This window comes from Acidobacteriota bacterium (genome assembly GCA_016712445.1).
Taxonomy (GTDB): Bacteria; Pseudomonadota; Alphaproteobacteria; order Caulobacterales; family Hyphomonadaceae; genus Hyphomonas.
Genome location: JADJRB010000002.1, coordinates 358,696 through 384,462 on the forward strand (window position 1 = coordinate 358,696; position 25,767 = coordinate 384,462).

Below are 25,767 nucleotides of genomic sequence, written 5' to 3' on the forward strand. Positions count from 1 at the left end.
TGTCTGAAACGCTGAAGGGGTGGGTTGCCCTGTCCTGAATCAGAAGCTATATCGCGCGCTTCCACCCGTGCGGTCCCTTCGTCTATCGGTTAGGACGTCAGGTTTTCAACCTGAAAAGAGGGGTTCGACTCCCCTAGGGACTGCCAGGTGGCCTGCCTTCATTTCGCCGCAAGTGCAAACGAATGAGGTCCCGAATCAGTTGGGGCTTGTGAACATCGCGTGACAAGCGCGAGTTCGCAGACTAGTTTTGCCTCTGGGGAATGTGGGTTGATGACGAACAGTGTGGCAAGAAGCGAATCCGAGCCGCCGGCAGCCGAACCAGTTGTCCGCGTAATCGGGCATGTCAAATGGTTCGACAGCGCCAAGGGCTACGGCTTCATCGTTGCTGAATCGACGTCAGATGCGGCGCTGACGGGCGACGTCATGCTCCATATCTCCTGCCTGCGCGACTATGGCGAGACGGTTGCCGATGAGGGCGCCAAGATCGTCTGTGACGCCGTCAAGCGGCCGCGCGGCTGGCAGACCGCCCACATCATCGAAATGGAGCGGCCCCGCGCCGCTGTCGCCAAGGAACGGGGTGAACATCCCGATTTCGAGCCGGTTACCCTCAAATGGTTCAACCGGGCACGTGGCTACGGCTTTGTCCGCAGGGCGAATGAGGAAGTCGACATTTTCGTCCATGCGGTCGCGCTACGCCGCGCGGGCTACGACGACATCGAGCCCGGCACGCCGATCGAGGTTGTGATCGAGACCGGCGCCAAGGGCGACCATGTCCTGACGGTCCGTCCGAAGCGCTGAACAGCCACGGACGCTTGCCGCTTTCGTTCCGGCCCTTTATTCCAGACGCCATGATCCGTTTCGTCACGTCCCTTGTCGCCGCGCTTGCCTTCCTAGGCCAGCTCGCCTTCGCCCAGCTTGCGGTCACGCCGCTGACCATCAAGTCGGACGATGCGTCCCACGTCTTCCAGGTGGAGATTGCCGACACGCCGGACTCGATCCGTCAGGGCATGATGTTCCGCGAAACGATGGGCGCTGACACCGGCATGCTGTTCGACTTCGGCGAAGTCCGGCCCGCCAGCATGTGGATGAAGAACACGCTGGTCTCGCTCGACATGCTGTTCATGGATTCCAACGGCAAGGTCATCGCCATCGCCCGCAACGCCGTTCCCGGCTCCCTGCGCTCGCTCGGCCCCGGGGTTCCGGTGCGCGCGGTGCTGGAAATTCCGGGCGGCCGCGCCAAGGAGCTCGGCATTGTGCCCGGCGACACGGTGGAACACCCGATCTTCGGGAATGCGCGTGGCTGATGCCGGCGCGTCCGCGCGCGAACCCCGTCCGGGCTTTGCCACGACACCCTCACGCGGCAAGTTCACGATCCACAATGGACCGAGTTACCGGGCCACGGCCGAAGGCGACATCCGCACGGGCCTCTGGGTGCTGGACCGGCACTGCAACGGCATGGGCTTCCTGCACGGCGGAATGGTTTCGGCCTTCGCTGACAGTGCGCTCGCCTGGGCCGTCTGGTCGGCCACCAACAAGATGTCGGTCACGATCAAGCTGACCATCGAGTTCATGGAAATTGCCCGTGAAGGCGAATGGATCGAAGCCCACCCGGTCGTCACCGCGATCGAGGGCGATTTCGTCCACGTCACGGCGCGCATCGTCAAGGAAGATGGCGGCCTTGCCGCCCGCGCTGACGCGGTATTCCGGACGGTTCGCCGCAAGGCGGCCTGAGGCAGAACACCGCGCGTCATCGGGCTATGTGACGTGGGTCCGAAAATCTGACACTGTTGCCACAGACCCAACAAGTCCGGGGAATCGGCAATGGAATTGGATGCCCTTCTGCTGTCACGACTGCAGTTCGCCTTTGTAATTGCGTTCCACATCCTGTTCCCGGCGTTCACCATCGGTCTCGCTGCCTTTCTGGCTGTTTGCGAAGGCCTGTGGCTGCGCACGAAGCGCGACGTTTTCCGGCGGCTTTACCTGCACTGGATCAAGATCTTCGCGCTCGCCTTTGCGATGGGCGTCGTGTCGGGCGTCGTGATGAGCTACCAGTTTGGCACGAACTGGAGCGTCTTTTCGGAGATCACCGGTAGCGTCATGGGGCCGCTGCTCGGCTATGAAGTGCTGACCGCCTTCTTCCTTGAGGCGACCTTCCTGGGCGTGATGTTGTTCGGATGGAACAAGGTTGGCCGGAAGCTGCACTTCGTCGCCACCTGCGCGGTCGCGGTCGGCACCACCATCTCGGCCTTCTGGATTCTTTCCGCCAACAGCTGGATGCAGACGCCCACCGGCTTTACGGTCGATCCGCTCACCGGCAACTTTTATGCGGTTGACTGGATGAAGGTGATCTTCAATCCCAGCTTTCCCAGCCGACTCCTGCATATGCTGCTGGCCGCCTATACCACCACCGCTGCGGTGATCATGGCGGCCGGCGCCTGGCAGGTCATCAAGGGGCGCATCACCGAGCCGACGCGCTGGCAGATGCGCATGGCTGCTGGCACGCTGGCGCTCGTCATGCCGGTGCAGATCTTTGCCGGCCACTGGTCGGGCGAGGTCGCCCACGCGCACCAGCCGGCGAAAATCGCCGCCATAGAAGGGTGGTGCACCTCGGCGCCGGTGCAGGGCACTGTTCTCGTCGCGTGGCCGGACGAGTCCGAGTGCGGCCACGCGGGCATCACGGTGCCTGGCACCAGCCCCTTCCTCTTCCCCAATCTCGAAGAGGGCGAGATCCTGCATGGGATCGACGCATTTTCGCCGGAAGACAGCCCGCCGATGTGGCCAGTGTTCTGGTCGTTCCGCATCATGGTCGGCTGTGGCCTCGGCATGCTCGCGATCGGGCTTTGGGGCTGCTTCCTGTGGTGGCGCGGCCAGCTCGACCAGCGCGGCCTGTTCCATCTCGCGGCGGTGCCTGCCGGCACTTTCGGTTTCCTCGCGGTCATCACCGGCTGGATCGTCGCCGAGGTGGGCCGCCAACCCTACACCGTGTACGGTCATCTGCGCACCGCAGACAGTCTCTCGCCTGTGAGTGCGGGGCAAGTGGCTACCTCGCTGCTGGTCTTCATGGTCGTCTATGCGATCATCTTCACCGCAGGGGTGGTCTACATGGCACGCATCGCGACGCGCGGCTTTGACGACGCGCCGCCCGGCACGCCCGGCGAACCGCGCCGGGCTCCGGGGTCGCCGCTGGCAGCGGTCGATGAACCGGCCGAAGCCCCCGACGATATCGTGGCCACGGAATAGGAGCGGGGCATGTCACTCGATCTACCCCTCATCTGGGCTTTCATTCTCGCGGTCGGCGTCATGATGTACGTCTTGCTCGACGGCTTCGACCTCGGCGTCGGCATGCTGACGACGCGCGCGCGCTCGGACGAGGAGCGCAATATGATGACCGCCACCATCGAGCCCGTCTGGGACGGAAACGAGACCTGGCTGATCATTGGCGGCGGCGGACTTTTTGCTGCGTTCCCCACCGCCTACGCCGTTATCATGCCTGCCTTTTACCTGCCGGTCCTGATCATGCTGGCCGCGCTCATCTTCCGCGGCGTGGCGTTCGAGTTCCGGCACAAGGCCGTCCGTGATCTGACGAAAAGGTTCTGGAACGGAGCTTTTGCGGGCGGCTCGTTCACGGCGGCCTTGGCGCAGGGCATCATGCTGGGCGGCATGGTTCAGGGTATCGCGGTGGAAGACGGCGCCTTTGCCGGCGGCACATGGGACTGGCTGACGCCGTTCACCCTGCTCACGGGCGTTTCCGTGGTTGCCGGCTACATCCTGCTCGGCGCCTGCTGGCTGGTGCTGAAGACGGAAGGCGAACTCTTCCAGCGCGCGCGTCGCTGGGGGCTCGGGGCGCTGGCGGCCGTTTCGCTCTGTTTCTTTGCGGTCAGTCTCGCAACATTGGCGGTCGATGCCTCGATTGGCGACCGATGGGGTTTCTCGATGCAGCATATCGATTTTGCGACTCTGCTGCCGCTGTCTCCCGTGCCGCTCGCCGGCATGGCGCTGTGCGTCTGGCTCGCGCGCGATCTCTGGATGAAGCCGGGCCCCGGCGGCGCGCCCGACTGGCGGCCCTTCCTGCTCGCAGCGGGCATTTTCCTCACCGGCTATTTCGGCATCGGCATCAGCCTCTTCCCGCACATCGTGCCGTTCGAGATCACGATCTGGGATGCGGCTGCGCGCGACAACGCCCTTGGCTTCATGCTGGTCGGAGCAGGCGTGATGCTGCCCGTGATCCTCGCCTACACAATTTACGTGTACCGGCTTTTCTGGGGCAAGGTGAAACCGGGTGACGGCTACCACCATGATTGAACCGGTCGGCCCCGGCGACGACGATCACCAGCCGCTACACCAGCGGCTCGCTTGGTTCTTCGGCATCGCCTTCGCGTCTATGCTGGCCGTTGCGGCCGTTGCCTACGCGCTCCGGGCCGTGCTTTTCATCAAGTAAGGCCGAGCTCTGAAAGCGCAAAGGTCTTGATGGACTTGTAGTCCGCCTTGCCATTCGATGCGCGCCCGAGATCGTCCTTGAACAGGATGCGTTTGGGCGATTTGTACCGCGCCAGCTTGCCCTGCACGAAGGCGCGCAGCTCGTCCTCCGACACAGCCTGCTCCAGCGACACGACGGCCGTCACGGCCTGGCCCCATTTCTCGTCCGGCACGCCCACCACCAGCGCGTCGCGCACGGCGGCGTGCGCCTTCAGCGCTTCCTCCACTTCTTCGGGATAGACCTTCTCACCGGCAGTGTTGATGCAGTTCGAGCCGCGGCCGAGCAGCGTGATCGTGCCGTCCGCTTCCACCGTGCACCAGTCGCCGGGGATCGCATACCGCATGCCGCCGATCGTCTTGTAGGTTTTCGCGGTCTTCTCAGGATCCTTGTAGTAGCCAAGCGGCACCGCGCCGCCGCGCGCGATGAAGCCGGCAACGCCGCTACCGGGCACCACTTCCTGATCGTCCTCGGTGAACACCTTGCAGCTGCCACCGATCTCGAACTTCGAAGTCTGCGTGCCGCCCGCCGCCGTCGTGATCGACGATCCAAAGCCGACGGCTTCCGAAGCGCCGAAACTGTCCGTGAGCGCAGTTTGTGGAATGTGCTTCAACAAGCCCTGCTTGACTTCGGCGCTCCACATCACGCCCGAGGAAATGATGTTCAGCACACTGGAGAGATTCCAGCGGCCGGGATTTTCATCCAGCGCCTTCAGCATCGGCTTCGCGAAGGCATCACCGACGATAGCCATTGACGTGACGCCGTTCTCGGCAACGGTATCCCAGAGGTTCTCGGGACTGAACTTGCTCTTCTCCGAAAGGGTCACGACCGCACCGCCATTCAGCATGGCGCCCATCGCGGTGAACCAGCCGGTGCCATGCATCAGCGGACAGGCAGGCAGCTGCCGCGAGAAGCGGCCAACTGTCAGCGCGTTTTCGACATGCTCCGCCATGGTTTCCGGCACAGGTCCGCCGAGTTTGCGCACGCCCTCCATGCTGGCTTCGCGCCAGATATTGTGGGTCCACATCACGCCCTTCGGCATGCCGGTCGTGCCGCCGGTATAGAGCAGGAAAATGTCGTCGCCCGAGCGTTTGCCCTGGATCGGGGAAGGGTCGCCTTCGGTCGCGAGTTTCTCGTAGTTCGTGGCGAACGGCGCGGTTTCGCCGGCGCCGATCTGCACCCAGGCGATGACACGCGGCAGGCGCTGGCGAACACGCTCCACCTCCGCCATGAATTCGGAATCGAAGAAGACAATGGTCGAGTCCGAGTTGTCGATGATGTAGACGAGTTCGTCGTCCAGGTAGCGGTAGTTGACGTTGACCGGCGACAGCCCGGCTTTGAAGCAGGCCGCCATCGCTTCCATGTATTCGGGTTGGTTGCGCATGTAGAAACCGGCCTTGTCGCCGGGCGCCGCGCCGAGTGTGCGGAAGGCCCGGGCGAGGCGGTTCGTGCGCGCTGAGAATTCCGGCCAGTAAGTCTTGCGGTCGCCGTGCGCCAGGGCGAGGTCTTCCGGTCCGAGCGCGGCGCCGACAGCGTCCAGCATATCGCCAAAGTTCCAGTCCATGCGCTCTCTCCCGTTCGCCGCTCCGGCGTTTCTTGTTGGGCGCACCGTATTTTGGCGGGGGAGGTGGGGCAATCCATGCCCCGACGAAAACGGCCCCCCGGAGGTCTCCGGAGGGCCGTTCGTAGTCTGTCGGAAAGAGCCGGACTTAGAAGTCCATGCCGCCCATGCCGCCCATGCCACCCGGCATGCCGCCGCCGCCAGCCGACTCCTTCTTCGGAGCTTCGGCAATGCCGGCTTCCGTCGTGATCAGCAGGCTGGCAACCGAAGCTGCGTTCTGGAGAGCCGAACGGACGACCTTCACCGGATCGATGACGCCCATGGCAACCAGGTCGCCATACTCTTCAGTCTGGGCGTTGAAGCCGTAGGAGCGGGCCTTGTTCTGGAGGATCGTGTTGACGACCACCGAACCTTCAACACCGGCGTTCTCGGCGATCTGGCGCAGCGGAGCTTCCAGGGCCTTGCGAACGATGTCGATGCCGGCTTTCTCGTCGTCGTTGAGGCCGACCACGTCGATGTTCTTGGAAGCGCGCAGCAGGGCCACGCCGCCGCCCGGAACGATGCCTTCTTCGACAGCCGCGCGGGTTGCGTTGAGCGCGTCGTCGACGCGGTCTTTCTTCTCTTTCACTTCGACTTCGGTTGCGCCACCGACCTTGATGACAGCCACGCCGCCAGCAAGTTTCGCGAGGCGCTCCTGCAGCTTCTCCTTGTCGTAGTCAGAGGAGGTGTCCTCGATCTGCTTGCGGATCTGGCCGACGCGGGCTTCGATCTCTTTCTTCTTGCCGGCGCCGTCGACGATGGTCGTGTTGTCCTTGTCGATGGTGACGCGCTTGGCTTTGCCGAGCATTTCCATGCCGACGTTCTCAAGCTTGATGCCGAGGTCTTCGGAGATGACCTGGCCACCGGTCAGGACAGCGATGTCCTGCAGCATGGCCTTGCGGCGATCGCCGAAGCCAGGCGCTTTCACGGCAGCGATCTTGAGGCCGCCGCGCAGTTTGTTGACCACGAGGGTTGCGAGCGCTTCGCCGTCGACATCTTCAGCGATGATGATCAGCGGCTTCTGCGACTGGACCACAGCTTCGAGGATCGGCAGCAGCGGCTGCAGGCTCGACAGTTTCGACTCGTGCAGGAGGATCAGCGCATCGTCCAGCTCGACCATCATCTTGTCGGCGTTGGTGATGAAGTAGGGGCTGATATAGCCACGGTCGAACTGCATGCCTTCGACGACGTCGAGTTCGGTGTCAGCCGATTTGGCTTCTTCAACGGTGATGACGCCTTCGTTGCCGACTTTCGCCATCGCCTGGGCAATCATCTCGCCGATTTCGCGCTGGCCGTTGGCTGAGATCGTGCCGACCTGGGCGATCTCTTCGTTCGTCTTCACCTTCTTGGCGTGGTGGGCGAGGTCCGAGACGACTTCCGTCACGGCTTTGTCGATGCCGCGCTTCAGGTCCATCGGGTTCATGCCGGCGGCCACGCGCTTCATGCCTTCGCGGACGATGGCTTGAGCCAGAACCGTTGCAGTCGTGGTGCCGTCACCGGCGGTGTCGTTGGCTTTCGATGCCACTTCGCGCAGCATCTGGGCGCCCATGTTCTCCAGCTTGTCTTCAAGCTCGATTTCCTTGGCGACGGTCACGCCGTCTTTCGTCGTGCGCGGGGCGCCGAACGATTTCTCGATGACGACGTTGCGGCCTTTCGGGCCGAGCGTGACTTTCACGGCGTTTGCCAGGACGTCGACGCCGCGGAGCATCTTCTCGCGGGCATCAGCGCCGAAAACTACAATTTTTGCAGCCATAGTGAGTTACCTCTTTAATTCGATTGGGAAGGAAAAGGGGGGAGGGGAGACTTACTTCTCCAGCACGCCCATGATGTCGCTTTCCTTCATGATCAGCAGCTCTTCGCCGTCGATCGTGACTTCCGTGCCCGACCACTTGCCGAACAGCACACGGTCTTTCGGTTTCACGTCCAGCGGGATGAGTTCGTTGTCGTCACCGACGGCGCCTTTGCCGACAGCCACCACGATGCCCTCCTGGGGCTTCTCTTTCGCGGTGTCCGGGATGATGATCCCGCCTTTGGATTTCTCTTCTTCCTTGACGCGGCGAACAACGACGCGGTCATGCAGGGGGCGAAGTTTCATGGGATTTGCCTCTTCGATCGACTGAATCTTGGATCTTCAGGTTGAGTTCGGGTCGCCGGCAGCGGGAAAATGTGCCCGAATTTGGCACTCATTCGACCCGACTGCTAACGATGCGCGTGAAATAGACAGTCACCCCTGAATCGTCAACCAGCGGTCAGCGAACATTTTCAAACAGACACAACCGCGTGCCGAAGCGGCGCCTGGGCCGTTGCGGCGCCCAAACGTGGTTAACCTTTCCTGACGCCGCCAGCTTGAAATCGGCCCCGCCAGTGAGCGTGACTTCAAGGATCCTCAGTTACCAAGGCAGGATCGAAAGGGATTCAGGATGAACTCCAAACTTCGCGACATGCTCTCGACGGCGAACTATTTCGCGTTGGTCTGCCTCTCGGCACTGAGCATCTCGTTCATCGTATCGATCGTCGTCTACAACCTCGGTGTTCCCGTCCGCGCGGCTGACTATGTGCGCATCAACCTGTTCGTGACCGCGTGCATCGCGATACCGACCGCGGTGATCGCGTCGCTGCACGACTTCCACACCCGCATCTACCAGCGCCGGCTGGAGGCGCTCGCCTGGACCGACGAGCTGACCGGACTGCTCAACCGACGTTTCTTCCTGAAAGCCGCCGAAGAAGAGTGCCACCGGATGCGCCGCACACGCCAGACAGCGGCGGTCGCAGTGCTCGATCTCGACTTCTTCAAGGAGGTGAACGATCTCTACGGCCACGCCGCCGGCGACCGGGTGCTCAAGAGCATCGCGCAGATTGCGCACGCCGAGCTGCGGGGCCCGTTCGACAAGCTGGGCCGCTGGGGCGGCGAGGAGTTTGTCGTCCTGCTGAGCGACGTCACGCCTGAAACGGCCCAGATCGTCTGTGACCGCCTGCGCAGCCGCATCCAGGCTTCGCTGATCGAGACGGGCGAGTTCCGCGTCTGTGTGACCGCGAGTTTCGGTTACTGCATGCTCGGCGCAGGCGCAGAGGTCAATTCAGCCATCGAGGCGGCGGACCGCGCGCTGTATGAAGCCAAGCGTCTCGGCCGCAACCGCGTCGAACATGCCGAATACGTGCATGCCGAAGTCCAGGATATTGCGGAATTCAAGAAGCGTTCGGTCGCCCATAAGCGCCGCGTCGCTGCGAACGACGATCTTGCCGATGAGTTGCGGTCCGCCGCCATCGAGCAGGTGCCGCGCCTGCGTGCCCACGCTCGCCTCCGCAAGGCACGCTGACCGGCAGCGACGCCGCGTCGCTTGCGGCGCCAACTGTTCTCTGATTGGACAAGTGCGCCCTTGTGGAGGAGCGCCATGCCCAACCCGCCGCCCCGTTCCGGTCCGCTGACTGACCTGCGCGTCATCGAGCTTGGCCAGCTGATCGCTGGTCCGTTCTGCGGACAGCTGTTCGCCGACATGGGCGCCGACGTCATCAAGGTGGAGCCGCCGGGGCAGGGCGATCCGTTGCGTGACTGGGGCCGTGAGGGCTTTCCGCTCTGGTGGTCCGTCGTTGCACGGGGAAAGCGCTGCATCACTGCCAACCTGCGCGAAGCGGCCGGTCAGGACATCGTCCGCCGCCTCGTCGCCGAAGCTGACTTCCTGGTCGAGAACTTCCGTCCCGGCACACTGGAAAAATGGGGGCTGGGCTACGAGGCGCTGAAGGCGATAAATCCGCGCCTCATCATGATCCGCGTATCCGGCTACGGGCAGACCGGCCCCTATGCCACCCGCGCCGGCTACGCCTCGGTGGGCGAAGCGATGGGCGGCCTGCGCTATGTCATGGGCGAGGCTGACCGGCGGCCGTCACGCGCCGGCATTTCGCTCGGCGACAGCCTCGCTGGCCTCTACGCGACGCTTGGCGCGTTGGCTGCCTTGCATCACCGTGACCGGACCGGCGAAGGCCAGATGATTGACGCGACGATCTACGAGTCCGTCCTTTCGGTCATGGAAGGCCTTGTCCCCGAATACCAGTTCGAGGGCTATGTCCGTGAGCGGACGGGTTCGTACCTGCCGGGTATCGCGCCTTCGAACATCTATGAAGGCCGCGATGGCATGGTCATCATCGCCGCCAACCAGGATACCGTATTCGCGCGTCTCTGCGACGCAATCGGCCGGCCTGACCTGAAAGACGCGCCAGCCTACAAGACCCATACTGCACGCGGCACCAACCAGCATGCCCTCGATGCCATCATCCAGGACTGGGCAGCGCCGCACACGGTAGACGAGATCGAACGCGTCATGATCGAGGCAGGCGTGCCGGTCGGCAAGGTCTACCGTGCGGAGGACATGCTTGCCGATCCCCACTACGCCGCGCGCGCGTCGCTCGTGGACGTGCCGAGCGAGCGTTGGCCGGGCATCAAGCAGCAGAACGTCTTTCCGAAAATGTCCGCGACGCCCGGCACCGTCCGCTGGGCGGGACCTGACCGGATCGGAACCCACACGGAGGAAGTGCTGACCGAGCTTCTCGACCTCTCTCCCGAGCAAGTCGAAAAGCTGCGCGCCAGCGGCATCGTCTAGAGCGTCGCGCGGTCACGCAGAATCAAAGATTCCCAGTTTGAGCGGGTTGTGATTCACTTCTTTCAGGAGGTGGCTCATGGCTGAGGCATATTCGAAGGATCTTCGTCGCCGAGTGGTGGCGTTTGTTGAGCGGGGCAACTCACGGCAGGCCGCGGCACGTCAGTTTGGGGTAAGCCCCAGCTTTGCGGTGAAGCTGCTGAAGTTGTGGCAGGAGACGGGGAGCGTCACGCCTCGCCCTGTGGGTGGCCGGCGGCACGCCAAGCTGGCGCCATATCTGGATTTCTTGATTGGCGAGGTTGAGGCGCAGCCGGACGTGACGATGCCGGAATTGGCGCGCCGGCTGGCGTCGGAGCACGGGGTGACGGCGGCACCGGCATCGCTCTCCCGGGTGCTCTGCCAGGCCGGGTTCACATATAAAAAAAGCGCTTCTGGCAGCGGAGCAAGAACGCGCTGATGTGAAAGCCGCCCGGGCGGACTGGAAGCACTACCGTCAGCCCGCGATGCAGGCCGAACCCGGTCGTCTGGTCTTCATCGACGAAACATCCGTGAAGACTAACATGTGCCGTCTTCGCGGACGGTCTCTGTGCGGGAAGCGTCTGAAAGCAACGGCGCCATTCGGGAAATGGGGTACACAGACGTTCATTGCAGGCCTGCGCTGTGGTGAACTCACGGCGCCCTGGGTCGTCGAAGGCGCCATGAACCGGTCTGCGTTCGAAGTTTACATCGAGACCCAGCTCGCCCCGACACTCTCACCCGGCGATGTCGTCATCCTCGACAATCTCAGCGTCCACTACAGCCAGCGCGCCGAAGACGCCCTCGCTGAACGTGGCGCGTGGTTCCTCTACCTGCCGAAATACTCTCCCGACCTCAACCCGATCGAGATGGCTTTCTCAAAGCTGAAAGCCCATCTCCGCGCCGCCGCCGCCCGAACCTTTGAGGACCTCAATGACGCCATCGGTGATATCTGCAAGCTCTTCACACCAGCCGAATGCTGGAACTTCTTCAAAGCCGCGGGCTATGCGTCCAAATGAAAGCGCGATGCTCTAACGCGCCGTCAGGCCGCCATCGACGACGTGTTCCTGGCCCGTCGAGAAACTCGACGCGTCAGACGCCAGCCAGAGGATCAGCTCGGCCACCTCTTCCGGCGTGCCGGCCCGTCCCATCGGCGTGCCGCCCAGCGCGACAATATTCGGATCAAGTGCATTGCCGCCGGAATGCGCCGTCAGCGCAGCCGTCTGTTCGGGGTTCATCGTCTCGGTGACCCGGGTGATCTCTTTCTGCCAGATCGGCGTGTCGATGATGCCGGGATGCACGGAGTTTACCCGGATCTTCAGTCCGAGGGCGCCGCATTCGACCGCAGCCGCCTTGGTGAACAGCCGCACCGCGCCTTTCGAGGCGCAATAAGCCGCGACGCCGGGCGACCCGCGCAGGCCGGCGACCGACGACAGGTTGATGATCGACCCGCCGCCTTTCGCCATTGCCCGCATCGCGGCCCGCGTGCCGAGGAAGACGCTGTCCGTGTTGACCGCCATCTGGCGCTGCCAGTCGGCCAGCGAATAGTCCATCAACGCCCCGGCGATGGCGATCCCGGCATTGTTCACCAGCACGTTGGGCGTCCCGAACTGTTTCTCGGTTTCGGCGAAAACCGCGTCCCAGCGCTTCTCGTCCGTCACGTCCTGGGCGGCCGTCGCGACCGTTCCGCCTGCCTTGGCCGCCAATGCGGCCGTCTCCTTCAGGCCGGCCGCGTCCACGTCGGTAGCCATCACTTTGGCGCCTTCACGCGCCAGCGCGAGTACCGTCGAGCGGCCAATGCCGCTGGCGGCGCCTGTAACAATGGCGATTTTGCCGTTAACCGAACCCATGTTTTCCTCCCGTTTATGCCGTCCACACTAGCAGTCCGCGCGCTTGACGCGAGCGTCATATTGGTGTTTTACCCGCGACTTCATGACGGGATGGTGCGGAGCCGCCGTTGTAATCGCAGGCGCAATGAAGCGTTTGCCGGCCCGCGCTGACATTGAGGTACTACCATGTCACGTCGCCATAGCGCGAAGTACAAGATCGACCGTCGGGTCGGTGAGAACATCTGGGGCCGCGCAAAGTCCCCCTTCAACAAACGCAACTACAAGCCGGGCCAGCACGGCCAGAACCGCCGCAACAAGGTCTCCGACTTTGGTATGCAGCTGATGGCGAAGCAGAAGCTGAAAGCCTATTACGGCGACATCACCGAGAAACAGTTCTCGAAAATCTACGAAGACGCTGCCCGCATGAAGGGCAACTCGGCTGAGAACCTGATCGGTATCCTCGAGTCGCGCCTCGATTCGATCGTCTATCGCGCCAAGTTCGTCCCGACGATCTTCGCCGCCCGCCAGTTCGTCAACCACGGCCACGTCACCGTGAACGGCAAGCGCTGCAACATCGGTTCGGCCCGCCTGAAGCCGGGCGACGTCGTGCAGGTCCGCGAAAAGTCGCGCAACCTCGCCCTCGTCCTCGAAGCCCTCGGCAGCGCTGAGCGCGACATCCCGGACTACGTCGAAGTCGACCCGAAAGGCATGACCGCCGCATACAAGCGCGTGCCGGCCCTCGCCGACGTGCCGTATCCGGTGAAGATGGAACCGGCGCAGGTGGTCGAGTTCTACTCCTCGTAAACCATCTGAATTTCTTGAAGTTTCGGGAAGGCCGCGCCAGACTGGTGCGGCCTTTTCATTTCAGGAAACATCCGCATGGCCATTCCCTCGATCAGCGCCGTTCGCAAGGCTCTCATTGCCGCGCCGGGAAAGCCGTTTGATCTCTCTGCCCGCGAGACTTCCGGCCGCAGCGTCTTCGAGGACAAGGCCGCTGCCGAGACCAGCCTCAAGAAAGACGCCGCCTGCATCAACGAGCTGAAGGACATGCTGTATGCCGAAGGCCGCCGCTCGCTGCTCGTCATCCTGCAGGGCATGGATACGGCCGGTAAGTCCGGCACCATCAAGTCGGTTTTTGCCGACACGACGCCCCTCGGAATGGAAGTGAAGGCATTCAAGGCGCCGAGCACCGACGAACTCGCCCGCGACTATCTGTGGCGTGTCCATAACGCGGTGCCCCGCCGCGGCAATGTCGGAATCTTTGACCGCTCCCACTACGAAGACGTGCTCGTTGTGCGCGTCCGTGGCTACGCCCCGCTCGAAGATGTCGAGAAGCGCTACGAACAGATCAATGCGTTCGAGAAGCACCTGACCGAAAACGGCACCACCGTCCTGAAATTCATGCTGAACCTCAGCCATGAGGAGCAGGGGATCCGGCTGAAGGAACGCCTCGTCGAGGCCCACAAGCTCTGGAAGTTCAACCCCGCCGATCTCGACGACCGTTCGCGCTGGGCCGAGTTCATGCACGCCTACGAACTCGCGATCCGCCGCTGCTCGACTCGCCACGCGCCCTGGTACGTGATCCCGTCAGACAGCCGCACGCGCCGCAACGCGCTGATCGCCCGCATCGTGCGCGGCGCGCTCGAAAACATGGACCTCAAATGGAAGGACCCGGGCCTCAAGCCCGAGTCCTTTGATTTCAGCTGACCTTGCCGGCTCAGTTGGTGAAGCGCACCGATCCGCCGCTGGATTCAGACATCTTCTGCTCGCCGGCCGCGCCCGAGAAGGACACGTCGCCGCCGCTCGAGGCATGGCCTTTGGCGTAGTCGGTTGCGTGGAGATCCACTTCCGCTCCGCTGGACGCGCTGGCGGTCGCGGATTTGCAGTGCAGATCGTCGCCGTCGACTTCCGCGCCGGACGAGGCCGAAACCTCGATGCTGCTGCAGGCGCCCGAAAGTTCGACGCTGCCGCCCGAAGACGCGTTCACATTGAAGCTCGCCGCGGAGGTCGAATAGACCGTGGCTTCGCCTGAAGACGATGCATCGATCATCGTCTCGCCGGTGCCGGTCACAGTCCCGGTGGCCTCGCCGCTGGACGATGCCGAAATGTCGAGCACCTTCGCATTCAGCTCTTTCGCATAGACTTCGCCCGACGACGAAGCAGAGAGGCGCGTTTCGCCAGATGTGCCCGCCAGCTTGGCCTTGCTGCTCGACGATGCGCTGACAGCGAGGTCGCCTGCGTCGATCGCCTTTCCGTCAAACGTCGACGATTGCGACACCTGCACCGACTCCAGGTCCGGCCCGGTCACGTACACTGTGTAACGCGGCACGCGCTTGCCGTTCACCTTGATGGTGTCGCCATCATGGGAAATGTCGGTCGAGCCGCCCCAGGAAAAGAAGCTGCGCTTCTTCTGGAGGCTTTCGCGCGTCACGACCAGCGTGTCGCCTTCGTTCATGATCAGCGCATCGGAAAAGTCACCGGAGGGCGTCTCGACCGTCACTTTGGTCTCGGCGCCATCCTTGTAGACGACGTCCATCACGCCTTTGACTTCGATCTTGGAGAACGGCTTGGCGCTGAAAGCCTTGCTCTCGGCGAGGGCGGCCGGCGCCAGCAGAACTGAGATCGCGGTCAGCGCGGTGAGGGTCTTTTTCATGTCTGTTTTCCTCTCGTGGGGTCGATGGACCCTGTATGGATTATCGAAATACGATATGTCAATCGTTGTTTTTCGATAATTTCGGAAAGCGAAATCAATCAGGGCCTTGAGGCCGGCTTTGCCGGCGCAGCACCATGGGCGGTTGGCCATACGCCCGCATGAACGCAACCCGCATGCGTTCGGCGTCGCCGAATCCGGTCGCGCCCGCGATCTCCTGCAACGACAGCGAGCTGGTCTCGACCTGCTGGCGCGCGGCTTCAAGGCGAAGCTTTTCGACGAAGCGGGCAGGCGTCGTCCCGGTCTCTCCGCGGAATACACGCGCGAAGTTGCGCGGGCTCATCGACGCCTTGGCGGCGAGCGCCTCGACATCCAGTGCGCCCGCAAGGTTCGCTTGTATCCATCCGATCAGCGCATCGAACCGGCCGGATGCGAGGCGCACATCCTGAAGCACGGAGAACTGCGATTGCCCGCCTGCACGCCGCTGGTGCACCACCAGCTCGCGCGCTGCCCGGCGCGTCACGTCTTCGCCGAGGTCGTCCTCCACCAGAGCCAATGCCAGGTCGATGCCGGCCGTGATGCCGGCCGACGTCCAAAACTTCCCGTCGCGCACGTAGATCCGGTCTGCCAGCAGCCGCGTCTCGGGAAAAGCCCGCGCGAATGAGTCGGACCGCCGCCAGTGCGTCGTGGCGCTGCGCCCCTTGAGCAGGCCAGCGGCTGCAAGCAGGAAAGAACCCGAGCAGACCGAACATGTGCGCCGCGTGCGTGCCGACAGGTCGCGCAAGGCTTCCAGCATGGTCTCGTCGCCCAGTGCTTCGCGCGTGCCTTCGCCGCCTGAAACGATCAGCGTGTCCAGCGTCAAACCTGGCTGAAGCTTTTCCGAAAGCAGGCTGGCGCCGCACGATGCCTTCACCGGTCCGCCCGCCAGCGAGTACACTTGCAGCGCATACGGCGGCGGTGTCATTCCGCGCGTCGGCATTTCAAACACGCCGATTGGCCCCGCCGCGTCCAGCAGCTGGAAGCCATCAAAGATCAGGACACCGACAGGCTTCGGCGCGGTCGTGGCAGTAATCATGGGAACAACGTCCTTTCTGCCAAACGGTCTCTAGGGCACAAAGCAAGCGCCATCAAGGAGGCCGCCATGACCGCTCAGCCCTTCACCACCGTTTTCGCAATCTATCCGAACCTCACCCATCTGGATTTCACCGGCCCGCATCAGGTCCTTTCGCGTCTTCCGGGTGCCCGCACGGTGATCGCCAGCCGCGATGGCGGCGAGATTGAAGCTGAGGGCGGTCTTGTGATCGGACGTACCGCGAAGCTCGCCGATATTGATCGCTGCGACCTGATCTGTGTGCCGGGCGGCGTCGCGGCCACGGAAGTCGCGCTGGACGACGCTTTTGTCGCCGAGGTCCGCCGCCTCGCGCTCGGCGCGCGTTACATCACGTCGGTGTGTACCGGCTCGCTGATACTCGGCGCCGCTGGCCTGCTGGAAGGCAAGCGCGCGGCCTGCCACTGGGCCTGGCGCGGCATGCTCACCGAGTTCGGCGCCATTCCGGATACGGATCGTGTGGTGCGCGACGGGAACATCTTCACGGGCGGGGGCGTAACCGCCGGAATCGACTTCGCCTTCACGATGCTCGCCGAAATCGCCGGAGAGGCTTACGCCAAGGCGGTCACACTCGGGCTGGAGTATGCGCCCGCGCCGCCGTATGGCTGCGGCCGCCCGGAACTCGCCGATGCGGAAACGCTGGAGATCATGGCACGCAATACGGCAAAGATGATGACCAACCGGCTGGAACAGGCAAAGGAAGCCGGCGCGCGCCGCTCACGCTATGCGGTTTCGCCGTAAAGGTCGTAGTCGTCCGCGCCGGTGATCTTGGTGCGGACGATATCACCCGGCTTCAGGGGGCGCTTGCTGGCGACGTAGACCACAGCGTCGACCTCGGGCGCATCCGCCTGGGACCTGCCGATCCAGCTGCCGGGTGACTGTTCGTCCTCACCATCAATGATGACGTCGAGCTTCTTGCCGACCTGCGCCGCCGCCCGCGCCGCCGACACCTCGGCCTGCGCCGCCATGAACCGGTGCCAGCGTTCTTCCTTCACCTCTTCGGGTACGTGATTGTCCAGTTTGCCGCTCTCGGCATGCGCGACGTTCTCGTACCGGAAACATCCCGCGCGATCGATCTTCGCCTCGCGGATAAAGTCGAGCAGGATCTCGAAATCCTCGTCTGTCTCGCCTGGGAAACCGACAATGAATGTGGAGCGGATGGCGAGATCGGGCACATCGCGCCGCCAGCTGGCAATCCGCTCGAGCACCTTGTCCTGGTTGGCGGGCCGCTTCATGGCCTTCAGCACCGCCTTTGACGCATGCTGGAACGGGATGTCCAGATAAGGTGTAATCAGACCTTCAGCCATCAGCGGGATCACATTGTCGACGTGCGGGTAGGGGTACACGTAGTGCATCCGCGTCCACACGCCGAGGCTGCCCAGCCCCTTGGCGAGATCGAGGAAGCGCGTCTCGTATTCCGTGCCGCGCCAGGTTTCCGGCTTGTACTTTATATCCAGTCCGTAGGCTGACGTATCCTGGCTGATAACCAGCAATTCCTTGACGCCCGCCGTCACAAGTTTCTCGGCTTCCATCAGTACGTGATGGATCGGCCGCGACACCAGATCACCGCGCAGCTTCGGAATGATGCAGAAGCTGCAGCGATTGTTGCAGCCTTCCGATATCTTCAGATACGCATAATGGCGCGGCGTCAGGCGCAGTCCGCTTTCCGGCACAAGGTCGTGATGCGGATTGTGCGGCGGCGTCAGGTGCGTATGCACCGCGTCCATCACCGCTTCATACTGGTGCGGCCCGGTCACCGCGAGCACCTTGGGATGCGCGCGCTGGATCACCTCCGGCTCGGCGCCGAGGCATCCGGTGACGATCACCTTGCCGTTCGCCTCGATGGCTTCGCCGATCGCCGACAGGCTTTCGTCGCGCGCCGAGTCAAGAAAACCGCACGTGTTCACCAGAACAAGATCGGCGCCCGAATAGTCCGGCGCAATCTGGTAGCCCTCGGCCCGCAGGCGGGTGATGATGCGTTCGGAATCGACCAGCGCCTTCGGGCAGCCGAGCGAAACGATGCCGACTTTCGGCGGTTTGGCCGGCTTGATCGGGGCGGGGGCGATGGGCGTCGTCGTCATGCGCGCCCTGCTAGCGCGAAACCCCGTGCGGGGAAAGCCGCCGCCTCAGGTTCTGCGAACCGGCATCGCCCGCAGCGACGGCCCGTTGTCGCTGTCATAAGGCAGCGGCTGCCAGTACGCCTCGACCGGAAGCGGCGCGCTGGGATTTGCCTTGTAGAAGGCATGCGGCGCGGCGCTGACTGACCGGCGTGCCGCCGCCGCCAGCGGGCCGATCAGGCGCAGCGTATCGCGCGACACCATCTGCAGCCGCAGCCGCGCGGCGCCGCCACGCTTTGCCAGCGCCATGCCTGCCCGCAGCAAGGCCTGCGCCGCGTCCGAATCCTGCGGATCAAGCGTCACCAGATCCGTCACGTCGAGGTAAGGCGGTTCAGCCTCGGAGGGCTTGTTGAATTGCAACAGCGCCAGTCCGCGTATGGCGCCCTCCGCGGGATACGCCACCAACACGGGCGGCGTGTCCGACTCCGGATCAGCCAGCCGCCAGGCCAGCGCCTCCGGCGAGCGTTCGGTGAACAGGCGCGCCCCGCGGCGCAACGACAGGTCAAACGCCGCAAGCCGGGTGTCGCCGTTCGGGTCGATGATCCGCCGCACGTCGCCGCCGTACGCTTTCAGTATTCGCTCAACGTCGGGTGCCGGTCGCCGGATATCCGCTAACCGGCGCGCGTGGCGATGCCCGGTGACAGCGTGCAGCCGCCAGCTCGCGGCCCCGGCAAGCACGGCGCCCGCGTTGGTCACCCAGCTGAACCGAAGCGATCCGGTGTCTGCATAAGTCGCCAGCCGCATCGCCTGATAGAGTTCCGCGCTGACCGGATTGCTGTTCAGGCCGCTCAGGATCAGCGGTTCGGGCTGTCTCAGGAACCGGCGGATCAATCCGAACGCCAGCCCGCCGCGACCCGGCCGGGCGATAAAGCTGTGCCCTGCAGCGATCAGGTGCGCTTCGCCGAGGCGCCAGGCACGTTGCACGAAATTGCCGAGGAAGGCCTGTACGCCCGTTTCATCTGACGCAACCCAACCCGGCGGCAAACCGGACTGTCCGGGATTGCGCGCCATCAGCCAGTCGAAACCATCCGCCGACCGGCGCGGAAACCAGACCTGCGACAGCAACACATTTATCTGTGGAAGGTCTTCGAGGGCGACGGGCCGTATCGTGTATCGTCCGCCGCCGGTCATGCCCACATCCCGGCCAGCCTCAGCTGGCCGCGAGCTCGATGCCTTTCTCGGAGAACAGCTCTTTCAGTTCGCCGTTCTCGAACATTTCCTTCACGATGTCGCAGCCGCCAATGAACTCGCCTTTGACATACAGCTGCGGGATCGTCGGCCAGTTCGTGTACTGCTTGATCCCGTCACGCACGGCGGCATCTGCCAGCACGTTCGTCGACACGTACTCGACCCCGAGATAATCGAGAATCTGCACGACCGTCGAAGAGAACCCGCACTGCGGAAACGTCGGCGTACCCTTCATGAAGAGGACAACGTCATTTTCTTTGACGGCTTTGTCGATGGCGGCGAGGGTGGCTTGGTCGGTCATGTCGGGGCTCCGCTTGCAAATCCTGATGTGGCGTGCGCAGGGGAAGGCGTCAAGCAGCGGGCGCTCGCCCGCCGTGCGGTCGTTCAGTTGCGCCCCGCGCCGCCTTGCGAATTATTAATTATCGATATGGTATTGCCATTTATCGAAAATCGATTATCAATAATCGATAAGCAACGCGAACTCGTTTGCGCCGGAATGAATGCAGGAGGCCTACCCAATGTTGAATGGAATCAAGTTCAAAGCCGTCACCGCGTCTGCGCTGTTGGCGCTGTGTGCAGCCTCCTATGGCGTCGCCCAGGTCGCCGAAGCAGCAGAGCCTGCGGACGAACAGGCGCTCGTCAACGAGAAGGTGGTCGTCACGGCCCGCAAGCCGGCCGAAACCAAGAACTATGTCGAGCAGGTCACCGCCCCGCCGTTCGGCACCGAGCAGCTGGCCCGCTGGGATGACAAGATCTGCGTCGGTGTGTCCGGCATCGGCGAGGACCAGGCCCAGTTCCTTGCCGACCGGGTCTCCCAGCGCGCCGTCGAGATCGGCCTGCGCACCGGCAAGCCGGGCTGCACGCCCGACATCACCGTCCTCGTCACCACCGAGCCCGCGGCCCTCATCGGCAAGATGCAGGAGCAGTACTCGAACCTCTTCGCTGTCAGCACCGAGAAGCGCGTGGGCACACTCGGGTCTGCCGCGTTCGAGCAGTTCAAGACCGAAGACCGGCCGGTGCGCTGGTGGCACGTTTCCGAAACCCGCGGCGCCGATGGCAGCCGGATTGCCGGCGAAGCCCGTCAGGGCGTCACCGACGGCGTCACCGGCGCGCCAACTGTCCGGTCGGAAGGCAGCCGCCTTCGCTCCGCCACCCGCCAGGACCTGAACCGCGCGATCATCGTGGTCGATGCCAATCTCGTGCAGGGCGTCTCGGTGGACTCGCTCGGCGACTACATCGCCTTCGTGGCGCTGATGCAGGCCGACCCCAACGGTAATACGACGGACATCAGCACGATCATGAACCTCTTCCGCTCCGACGTCGGCGACAAGCGCGCCACAACGATGACCGACTGGGACAAGGACTTCCTGCGCGCCCTGTACTCCATGCCGCGCAACACGGCATCGCTGACCCAGGCGCAAAGCTACCTCGCGTCGCGCATGGAACGCGACTGACCTTTTGATCGGGTTCACAACGAGAAAGGGCGCTCCGTCCGGAGCGCCCTTTTTTGTTTCAGGCGAGATGCCCGGCCGTTACCAGCCGCATTCCTGACCTTCGTTCTGTTCCTTCAGGTAGACCATCAGCGGATCGAAATACTCGATGATTGCGCTGCCATCCATCTGCCGGGTGCCGGTGAACTTCTCCAGCGTATCCGGCCAAGGCTGCGAGGCGCCGGCTTCGAGCATCGCGTTGAACCGGCGGCCGACTTCCTTGTTCCCGTAGATCGAGCAGCGGTGCAGAGGGCCATCCCAGCCGGCCTGCTCGCAAGCCGCCTTGTGGAACTGGAACTGCAGGATGAAGCTCAGGAAGTAACGCAGGTAAGGCGTGTTGCCCGGAATGTGGTACTTCGCGCCGGGGTCGAACGCGTCCGCCGGGCGAGGGCCCGGAGGCACGAGGCCCTGGTTCTTCAGGCGCAAGTCCCACCAGGCCTGGTTGTAGTTCTCGGGCGTCGTCTTGCCGGACAACACATCCCAGCGCCATCCGTCGACCGTGAGGGCGAACGGAAGAAAGGCGATCTTGTCGAGCGCGGTCTGCATCAGCAGCGCGGTATCGGAATCCGGCCCCGGCATCTCGGCTTCGGTGATCAGGCCGATCTGTTTCAGGTATTCCGGCGTGATCGACAGGCCGATGAAATCCCCGATGGCTTCGTGGAAGCCGTCATGGGCGCCGTTCTTGTACAGGAAGTCCTGATTCTTGTAGGCGCGCTGGTAGAAGTTGTGACCGAGCTCGTGGTGGACCGTATAGAAGTCCTCGGAGTTCACTTCGGTACACATCTTGATGCGCACGTCATCCGCGTCGTCGAGGTCCCAGGCCGATGCGTGGCATTGGACTTCGCGGCCTTCCGGACGCACGATCATCGAGCGTTCCCAGAACGTCTTCGGCAGCGGATCAAGGCCCAGCGACACGAAGAAGGCCTCGCCCGTCTCCACCATCTTTATCGGCGTGTAGCCCTGCTGGACCAGACGCTCTGTCAGGTCGTACTGGATCGGCACGGTGCCTTCGGGCTTCACGATGTCGTAGATCGACGACCACTGCTGCGCCCACATGTTACCCAGGAGGTCGGCGCGGATCGGGCCGGTCAGCGGCTGCACGGCGTCGCCGTACTTCGCATTCAGCTTGGTGCGCGTGTAGCAGTGCAGCTCCTTGTAGAGCGGCTCGACCTGGCCCCAGAGACGCTGAACCTCAGCTTCCATCTGCTCGGGCGGCATGTCGTAGCCGGACAGCCACATCTGGTCGAGGCTCGGATAACCCAGCTCGTTGGCGCCTTCGTTGGCGAGCGACACCATCGCGGCGTAGTTGTCTTTCATCGCCGGCGAGACGGTCCGCCAGCCTTCCCAGACCGCTTTCAGTTCAGCCGGATTGCGCGACGTCTCGATGATCGTCGAGGCTTCGTCGAGATTGATCATCTTGCCCTTGTATTCGAACTTGCCGGTGCCGTAGGCCGCATCAAGGTCGGTCGTCAGCTTCGACAGTTCCTCGGCAGCGCCTTCGCGCGAGGGGGCAGGGATGGTGATCCCGCCGCGCAGGATCTGCATCTTGCGGGCAAGGTCCGGCGGCAGGGTCGAGACGTCGAACTTCTTGGATTCGTTGGCGAGCGAGACGGCCAGCTTGGTGGCCTTGGCGCCTGCTTCGGCAGCGGCGGCGTTGGTTTCCTCGCGGATGTCGGTGGCCTGGTTCCAGAAGGCCAGTGCGGCTTCCTTGTTCATGGCGGCGAGTTCGGAATCGACCCGCGTCAGGAACGCCCGCGCCTCGATGGCCTGTTCCTCGGCCGCGACGGCAGAGGCGTCGACCCCCCCGTTCCCGGCGGAACACGAGACCAGCACAAGGCCAAGCGCCGCGGCGCTGACCGACTTCATCAATTTTGACATGGATATTGGCCCTCCCTGAGGTTTGCCGCAAAAGACAGCGAACCGGACGCAGGGTCAATATTCCCGGTGCTTATGGTGCCCGGGTTTTGAGGGCCAGCGCATGAAGCGCTCCGCCCATGTGCCCTTTCAGGGCATCATAAACCAGTTGGTGCTGGCGCACGCGCGGCAGGCCGGCAAATTTCGGGCTGACGATTTCAGCCTGCCAGTGGTCATTGTCCCCGGCGAGGTCCGTCAGCGTGATCTCGGCCTCCGGGAAGGCATCAGCCAGGAACTTCATCAGGGTGTCGTAGCTCATAGCCATGGCGGGCCTCCTGCTGGTCGGGTGGCTAGGCACATGCGTCGGCGCACCGTAAGGGTCAAGCTTTGCGGTTGGCATACGGGAGACCTCATTGACCACTCGGCGAAGCCTTGCCCTTGCAGCGGTCCTCGGCCTGGCAGCCCTCCTGATCGGCGGGGGACTGCTCTGGCTCGGGCGGAACGACGACGAGATTCCGGGGGTCACCTACCGCCCGGTCTATGTCGATGCTGGTCCGATGCTGCACCTTGTGGACGTCCTGTCGTCCGACGCGCTGGAGGGGCGCGCATCCGGCACGCCCGGCGGTGAAGCCGCCCGCGGTTTCATCCGCAAGCGCTTCGAGGATATCGGCCTGCGCCCGTGGCTCGACAGCGGCTGGGAGCATCCGGTCACCATCCTGCCGCGCGAAGGCGTCGAGGAGCCGGGCCCTGGCGCCGACCTGATCGCCTGGGTCCCCGGTAAGACGCCCGGCGAAGGCCCCATGCTGGTCGTCACCGCCCACTACGACCATCTCGGCATCCGCAACGGCGAGATCTACAACGGCGCCGACGACAATGCCTCCGGCTGCGGCGCGCTGGTCGCCATCGCCGAGTATTTTGCCAACCACCCGCCCGTCCACGACATCATGTTTGTAGCGCTGGACGGCGAAGAGATCGGCTTCCTCGGCGCCAACGCCCTGATGCGTGATCCGGCCATTCCGCTGGACCGCATGGCGCTGGACATCAACCTCGACATGGTCAGTCGCTCGGAGGCGGGCGAACTCTACGCATCCGGACTCTACCATTTCCCGGACCTTGCGCCGATGATCACCGAAATCGCGGCGACCGCGCCCGTCCGGCTGCTGACCGGCCACGACCGGCCGGAGGACGGCGTGAACGACTGGACGCTCCAGTCAGACCACGCGGTCTTCTTCAAGGCCGGCATCCCCTTCCTCTATTTCGGGGTCGAGGACCATCCGGGCTACCACCAGCCCTCCGACGACTTTTCCGAAATCACGCCGGACTTCTACGTCCGCGCCGCCGATACGCTGGTCCAGGTGGTCCTTGCCGCCGACGCCCGGCTTCCCCAGATCTACGCCCTGCGACGCGCGCCGGACGCAGCTGCTCAACAAGAAGGAATACCCGAATGACCACAACGGTCTCGTACCTGCTGAAATCTTCCTCGGCGCAAAGCCTAGGCGTGCTCAAGAGCCTGCTCGCCAAAGGCGAGGCCTATGCCGGCACGATGAAGTGCGAGGAGGCCGCCATCCTCGCCCAGCGCCTCTATCCGGACATGTATCCGATCCCGCGCCAGGTGCAGATCGCGTGCGACACGGCTGCCCGGGGCGCTGCCCGGCTTGCCGAGATGGACATGCCAAGCTTTCCGGACACGGAGCAAACCTTCGCCGAGCTGATGACGCGCTGCCAGAAGGCGCTCGACTATGTGAACGGCATTGAGGACGCGAGGATCGACGCCACCGCCGCCAAGACGCTGCAGATCCCGATGGGCCAGGCCACCATGCCGATGACCGGCGCGCAGTACCTCTCCAGCTTCATCCTCCCGAACTTGCACTTCCATGCCTCCATGACCTACGCCCTGCTGCGCATGCAGGGCGTCGCGATCGGCAAACGGGATTTCCTGATGCCGTGAGAGATGACATCTTGGTCATTAATCTGGTTACGGATCGTGCAGAATGATGAACGGCAGGCCCTCGGGCCTGCCGCTTTCACATCAGATTCAATGCGGTGCGGGGCTAACGCAGCAGAATTGCGGTTTGTGAGGAACCGTGGCGTGTCGGCAACACGTGCAAATTGCTGAAATTACACTGGAACTTCAAGCCATTGGCGCCCGTTGTCTGCCTGTCTCGCCACCCGGCGGGCACACAACGTCAGAAGCGTTTCTGGAAGGAAGAACCATGTTCCGAACGATCCTCCTCGCGGCCGCCGCAACCGGCCTCGCTGCCTCCGCTCATGCCCAGGACTCGGGTCTGTATGTCGAAGGCGGCTACCAGTATCTCGACATCAAGCCGGACGGCGCCGAAAGCGGCGTCGACACCAACGGCATTGCCGCGCGCGCCGGCTACAAGTTCAACAACGTCTTCAGCCTTGAAGGCGAACTGGCCACCGGTATCGACGATGGCGAGTTCGACTACAATGTCGACGAAGACGACTTCAACTTCGACGACAACAATGATGGCGACCTGAACGACATCATCGCCGCCTCGGGCGACGTCGGCCTCAACTACCTGACCGGCATATACGGCAAGGCCGAACTTCCGCTCACGGAACGTCTCGGTGCCTATGCCCGCGCCGGCTACGCCTATGTCGACCTTGATGCCTCGCTCGTCACCCCGGGCGGCCAGACCATCAATGTGGAAGATTCCGCAGACGGTCCCGCCTTCGGTGCCGGCATGAACTTCGACCTGACGGACAACATGTACCTGAAAGGCGACTATACCTACTACTCGTTCGACAACACCGACACGAGCGGTGTGATGCTGGGTCTCGGCTACAAGTTCTGATCAGCTCTTGACGCCGGCCCCAGGGTCGACG

Annotated in this window: 27 protein-coding genes and 1 tRNA gene; 17 read left to right on the forward strand and 11 right to left on the reverse strand. The window is 63.4% G+C overall.

Annotation, left to right across the window (positions count from 1 at the left end):
- The first annotated feature begins 71 nt into the window (after positions 1-71).
- The 7 genes from IPK75_14685 (at position 72) to IPK75_14715 (ending at position 4,438) form a co-directional block, all read left to right on the forward strand.
- Positions 72-146, forward strand: a tRNA-Glu gene (locus IPK75_14685).
- Between the two features lie 124 nt (positions 147-270).
- A complete protein-coding gene (locus IPK75_14690; GenBank protein ID MBK8199597.1) occupies positions 271-798 on the forward strand; it encodes a cold shock domain-containing protein in 528 nt (175 codons plus the stop codon).
- 50 nt (positions 799-848) lie between these two features.
- Complete coding sequence (locus IPK75_14695) at positions 849-1,304, forward strand: DUF192 domain-containing protein (GenBank protein ID MBK8199598.1); 456 nt, start codon at positions 849-851, stop codon at positions 1,302-1,304.
- Positions 1,291-1,731 carry a PaaI family thioesterase gene (locus IPK75_14700; GenBank protein MBK8199599.1) on the forward strand — a complete coding sequence of 147 codons (441 nt, stop codon included), beginning with the start codon at positions 1,291-1,293 and terminating at the stop codon, positions 1,729-1,731. The genes IPK75_14695 and IPK75_14700 overlap by 14 nt, the downstream gene beginning before the upstream one ends.
- A gap of 90 nt (positions 1,732-1,821) precedes the next feature.
- Entirely contained in the window at positions 1,822-3,240 is a 1,419-nt protein-coding gene (locus tag IPK75_14705) for a cytochrome ubiquinol oxidase subunit I (GenBank protein MBK8199600.1), read from the forward strand.
- Between the two features lie 9 nt (positions 3,241-3,249).
- Complete coding sequence (gene cydB, locus IPK75_14710; GenBank protein MBK8199601.1) at positions 3,250-4,302, forward strand: cytochrome d ubiquinol oxidase subunit II; 1,053 nt, start codon at positions 3,250-3,252, stop codon at positions 4,300-4,302.
- Complete coding sequence (locus tag IPK75_14715; GenBank protein ID MBK8199602.1) at positions 4,295-4,438, forward strand: DUF2474 family protein; 144 nt, start codon at positions 4,295-4,297, stop codon at positions 4,436-4,438. Before cydB ends, IPK75_14715 begins: the two co-directional genes overlap by 8 nt.
- On the opposite strand, the gene IPK75_14720 is transcribed toward IPK75_14715, so the two are convergent.
- The 3 genes from IPK75_14720 to IPK75_14730 all read right to left on the reverse strand — a co-directional run bounded on the left by IPK75_14720 (position 4,431) and on the right by IPK75_14730 (position 8,169).
- Positions 4,431-6,038: an acyl-CoA synthetase gene (locus IPK75_14720; GenBank protein ID MBK8199603.1), complete on the reverse strand. Its 1,608-nt coding sequence runs from the start codon at positions 6,036-6,038 to the stop codon at positions 4,431-4,433. The two genes, IPK75_14715 and IPK75_14720, sit on opposite strands and share 8 nt — an antisense overlap.
- 145 nt (positions 6,039-6,183) lie before the next feature.
- Positions 6,184-7,827: a chaperonin GroEL gene (groL, locus tag IPK75_14725; GenBank protein ID MBK8199604.1), complete on the reverse strand. Its 1,644-nt coding sequence runs from the start codon at positions 7,825-7,827 to the stop codon at positions 6,184-6,186.
- Between the two features lie 51 nt (positions 7,828-7,878).
- Positions 7,879-8,169 (reverse strand): co-chaperone GroES, encoded by a 291-nt coding sequence (locus IPK75_14730; GenBank protein ID MBK8199605.1) that lies wholly within the window; start codon positions 8,167-8,169, stop codon positions 7,879-7,881.
- 325 nt (positions 8,170-8,494) lie between these two features.
- Here IPK75_14730 and IPK75_14735 point away from each other — a divergent pair, with 325 nt between their 5' ends.
- The 3 genes from IPK75_14735 (at position 8,495) to IPK75_14745 (ending at position 11,700) form a co-directional block, all read left to right on the forward strand.
- Positions 8,495-9,391 (forward strand): GGDEF domain-containing protein, encoded by an 897-nt coding sequence (locus IPK75_14735; protein MBK8199606.1) that lies wholly within the window; start codon positions 8,495-8,497, stop codon positions 9,389-9,391.
- A gap of 75 nt (positions 9,392-9,466) precedes the next feature.
- On the forward strand, positions 9,467-10,669 hold the full coding sequence (locus IPK75_14740; protein ID MBK8199607.1) for a CoA transferase: 1,203 nt from the start codon (positions 9,467-9,469) through the stop codon (positions 10,667-10,669).
- 76 nt (positions 10,670-10,745) lie between these two features.
- Positions 10,746-11,700, forward strand: a protein-coding gene (locus IPK75_14745) for an IS630 family transposase (protein MBK8199608.1) whose coding sequence is annotated in 2 segments (ribosomal slippage) — positions 10,746-11,093 and positions 11,095-11,700 — 954 coding nt in all. Because the reading frame shifts where the segments join, the coding sequence is not laid out codon by codon here.
- A 12-nt stretch (positions 11,701-11,712) separates the two neighbouring features.
- Here IPK75_14745 and IPK75_14750 read toward each other — a convergent pair.
- Positions 11,713-12,531 (reverse strand): SDR family oxidoreductase, encoded by an 819-nt coding sequence (locus IPK75_14750; protein ID MBK8199609.1) that lies wholly within the window; start codon positions 12,529-12,531, stop codon positions 11,713-11,715.
- Between the two features lie 165 nt (positions 12,532-12,696).
- Here IPK75_14750 and rpsD point away from each other — a divergent pair, with 165 nt between their 5' ends.
- Positions 12,697-13,314 (forward strand): 30S ribosomal protein S4, encoded by a 618-nt coding sequence (gene rpsD, locus IPK75_14755; GenBank protein ID MBK8199610.1) that lies wholly within the window; start codon positions 12,697-12,699, stop codon positions 13,312-13,314.
- A 75-nt stretch (positions 13,315-13,389) separates the two neighbouring features.
- Positions 13,390-14,217, forward strand: a complete 828-nt coding sequence (locus IPK75_14760; protein ID MBK8199611.1) for a polyphosphate kinase 2 family protein — start codon at positions 13,390-13,392, stop codon at positions 14,215-14,217.
- Between the two features lie 10 nt (positions 14,218-14,227).
- Here the strand turns inward: IPK75_14760 and IPK75_14765 are convergent, their stop codons facing one another.
- Both IPK75_14765 and IPK75_14770 read right to left on the reverse strand, forming a co-directional pair.
- On the reverse strand, positions 14,228-15,163 hold the full coding sequence (locus IPK75_14765; protein MBK8199612.1) for a DUF2807 domain-containing protein: 936 nt from the start codon (positions 15,161-15,163) through the stop codon (positions 14,228-14,230).
- A gap of 94 nt (positions 15,164-15,257) precedes the next feature.
- Positions 15,258-16,235, reverse strand: a complete 978-nt coding sequence (locus IPK75_14770; protein ID MBK8199613.1) for a GlxA family transcriptional regulator — start codon at positions 16,233-16,235, stop codon at positions 15,258-15,260.
- 66 nt (positions 16,236-16,301) lie between these two features.
- Here IPK75_14770 and IPK75_14775 point away from each other — a divergent pair, with 66 nt between their 5' ends.
- Complete coding sequence (locus IPK75_14775) at positions 16,302-17,009, forward strand: DJ-1/PfpI family protein (GenBank protein MBK8199614.1); 708 nt, start codon at positions 16,302-16,304, stop codon at positions 17,007-17,009.
- Here the strand turns inward: IPK75_14775 and rimO are convergent.
- Genes rimO through grxD form a run of 3 tightly spaced genes read right to left on the reverse strand, consistent with a single transcriptional unit; the run spans position 16,991 to position 19,874 of the window.
- Positions 16,991-18,349 carry a 30S ribosomal protein S12 methylthiotransferase RimO gene (gene rimO, locus IPK75_14780; protein ID MBK8199615.1) on the reverse strand — a complete coding sequence of 453 codons (1,359 nt, stop codon included), beginning with the start codon at positions 18,347-18,349 and terminating at the stop codon, positions 16,991-16,993. The two genes, IPK75_14775 and rimO, sit on opposite strands and share 19 nt — an antisense overlap.
- 45 nt (positions 18,350-18,394) lie before the next feature.
- Positions 18,395-19,516 carry a hypothetical protein gene (locus IPK75_14785; GenBank protein MBK8199616.1) on the reverse strand — a complete coding sequence of 374 codons (1,122 nt, stop codon included), beginning with the start codon at positions 19,514-19,516 and terminating at the stop codon, positions 18,395-18,397.
- A gap of 19 nt (positions 19,517-19,535) precedes the next feature.
- Positions 19,536-19,874, reverse strand: a complete 339-nt coding sequence (gene grxD / locus IPK75_14790; GenBank protein MBK8199617.1) for a Grx4 family monothiol glutaredoxin — start codon at positions 19,872-19,874, stop codon at positions 19,536-19,538.
- 217 nt (positions 19,875-20,091) lie between these two features.
- Between grxD and IPK75_14795 the strand changes: the two genes are divergently transcribed.
- The gene (locus tag IPK75_14795; protein ID MBK8199618.1) at positions 20,092-21,027 is read left to right on the forward strand and encodes a hypothetical protein; all 936 of its coding nucleotides are present in this window, start codon (positions 20,092-20,094) and stop codon (positions 21,025-21,027) included.
- A gap of 78 nt (positions 21,028-21,105) precedes the next feature.
- Here IPK75_14795 and IPK75_14800 read toward each other — a convergent pair whose 3' ends face one another.
- Positions 21,106-22,929, reverse strand: coding sequence for a M2 family metallopeptidase (locus IPK75_14800; GenBank protein MBK8199619.1), 1,824 nt, complete (start codon positions 22,927-22,929; stop codon positions 21,106-21,108).
- An 82-nt stretch (positions 22,930-23,011) separates the two neighbouring features.
- Positions 23,012-23,242, reverse strand: coding sequence for a BolA family transcriptional regulator (locus IPK75_14805; GenBank protein ID MBK8199620.1), 231 nt, complete (start codon positions 23,240-23,242; stop codon positions 23,012-23,014).
- An 88-nt stretch (positions 23,243-23,330) separates the two neighbouring features.
- Between IPK75_14805 and IPK75_14810 the strand changes: the two genes are divergently transcribed.
- From IPK75_14810 to IPK75_14820, 3 genes are all read left to right on the forward strand, one after another.
- On the forward strand, positions 23,331-24,365 hold the full coding sequence (locus IPK75_14810; GenBank protein ID MBK8199621.1) for a M28 family peptidase: 1,035 nt from the start codon (positions 23,331-23,333) through the stop codon (positions 24,363-24,365).
- Entirely contained in the window at positions 24,362-24,865 is a 504-nt protein-coding gene (locus IPK75_14815; GenBank protein ID MBK8199622.1) for a DUF1993 domain-containing protein, read from the forward strand. The genes IPK75_14810 and IPK75_14815 overlap by 4 nt, the downstream gene beginning before the upstream one ends.
- A gap of 265 nt (positions 24,866-25,130) precedes the next feature.
- A complete protein-coding gene (locus tag IPK75_14820; GenBank protein ID MBK8199623.1) occupies positions 25,131-25,736 on the forward strand; it encodes a porin family protein in 606 nt (201 codons plus the stop codon).
- Positions 25,737-25,767: the final 31 nt, after the last annotated feature.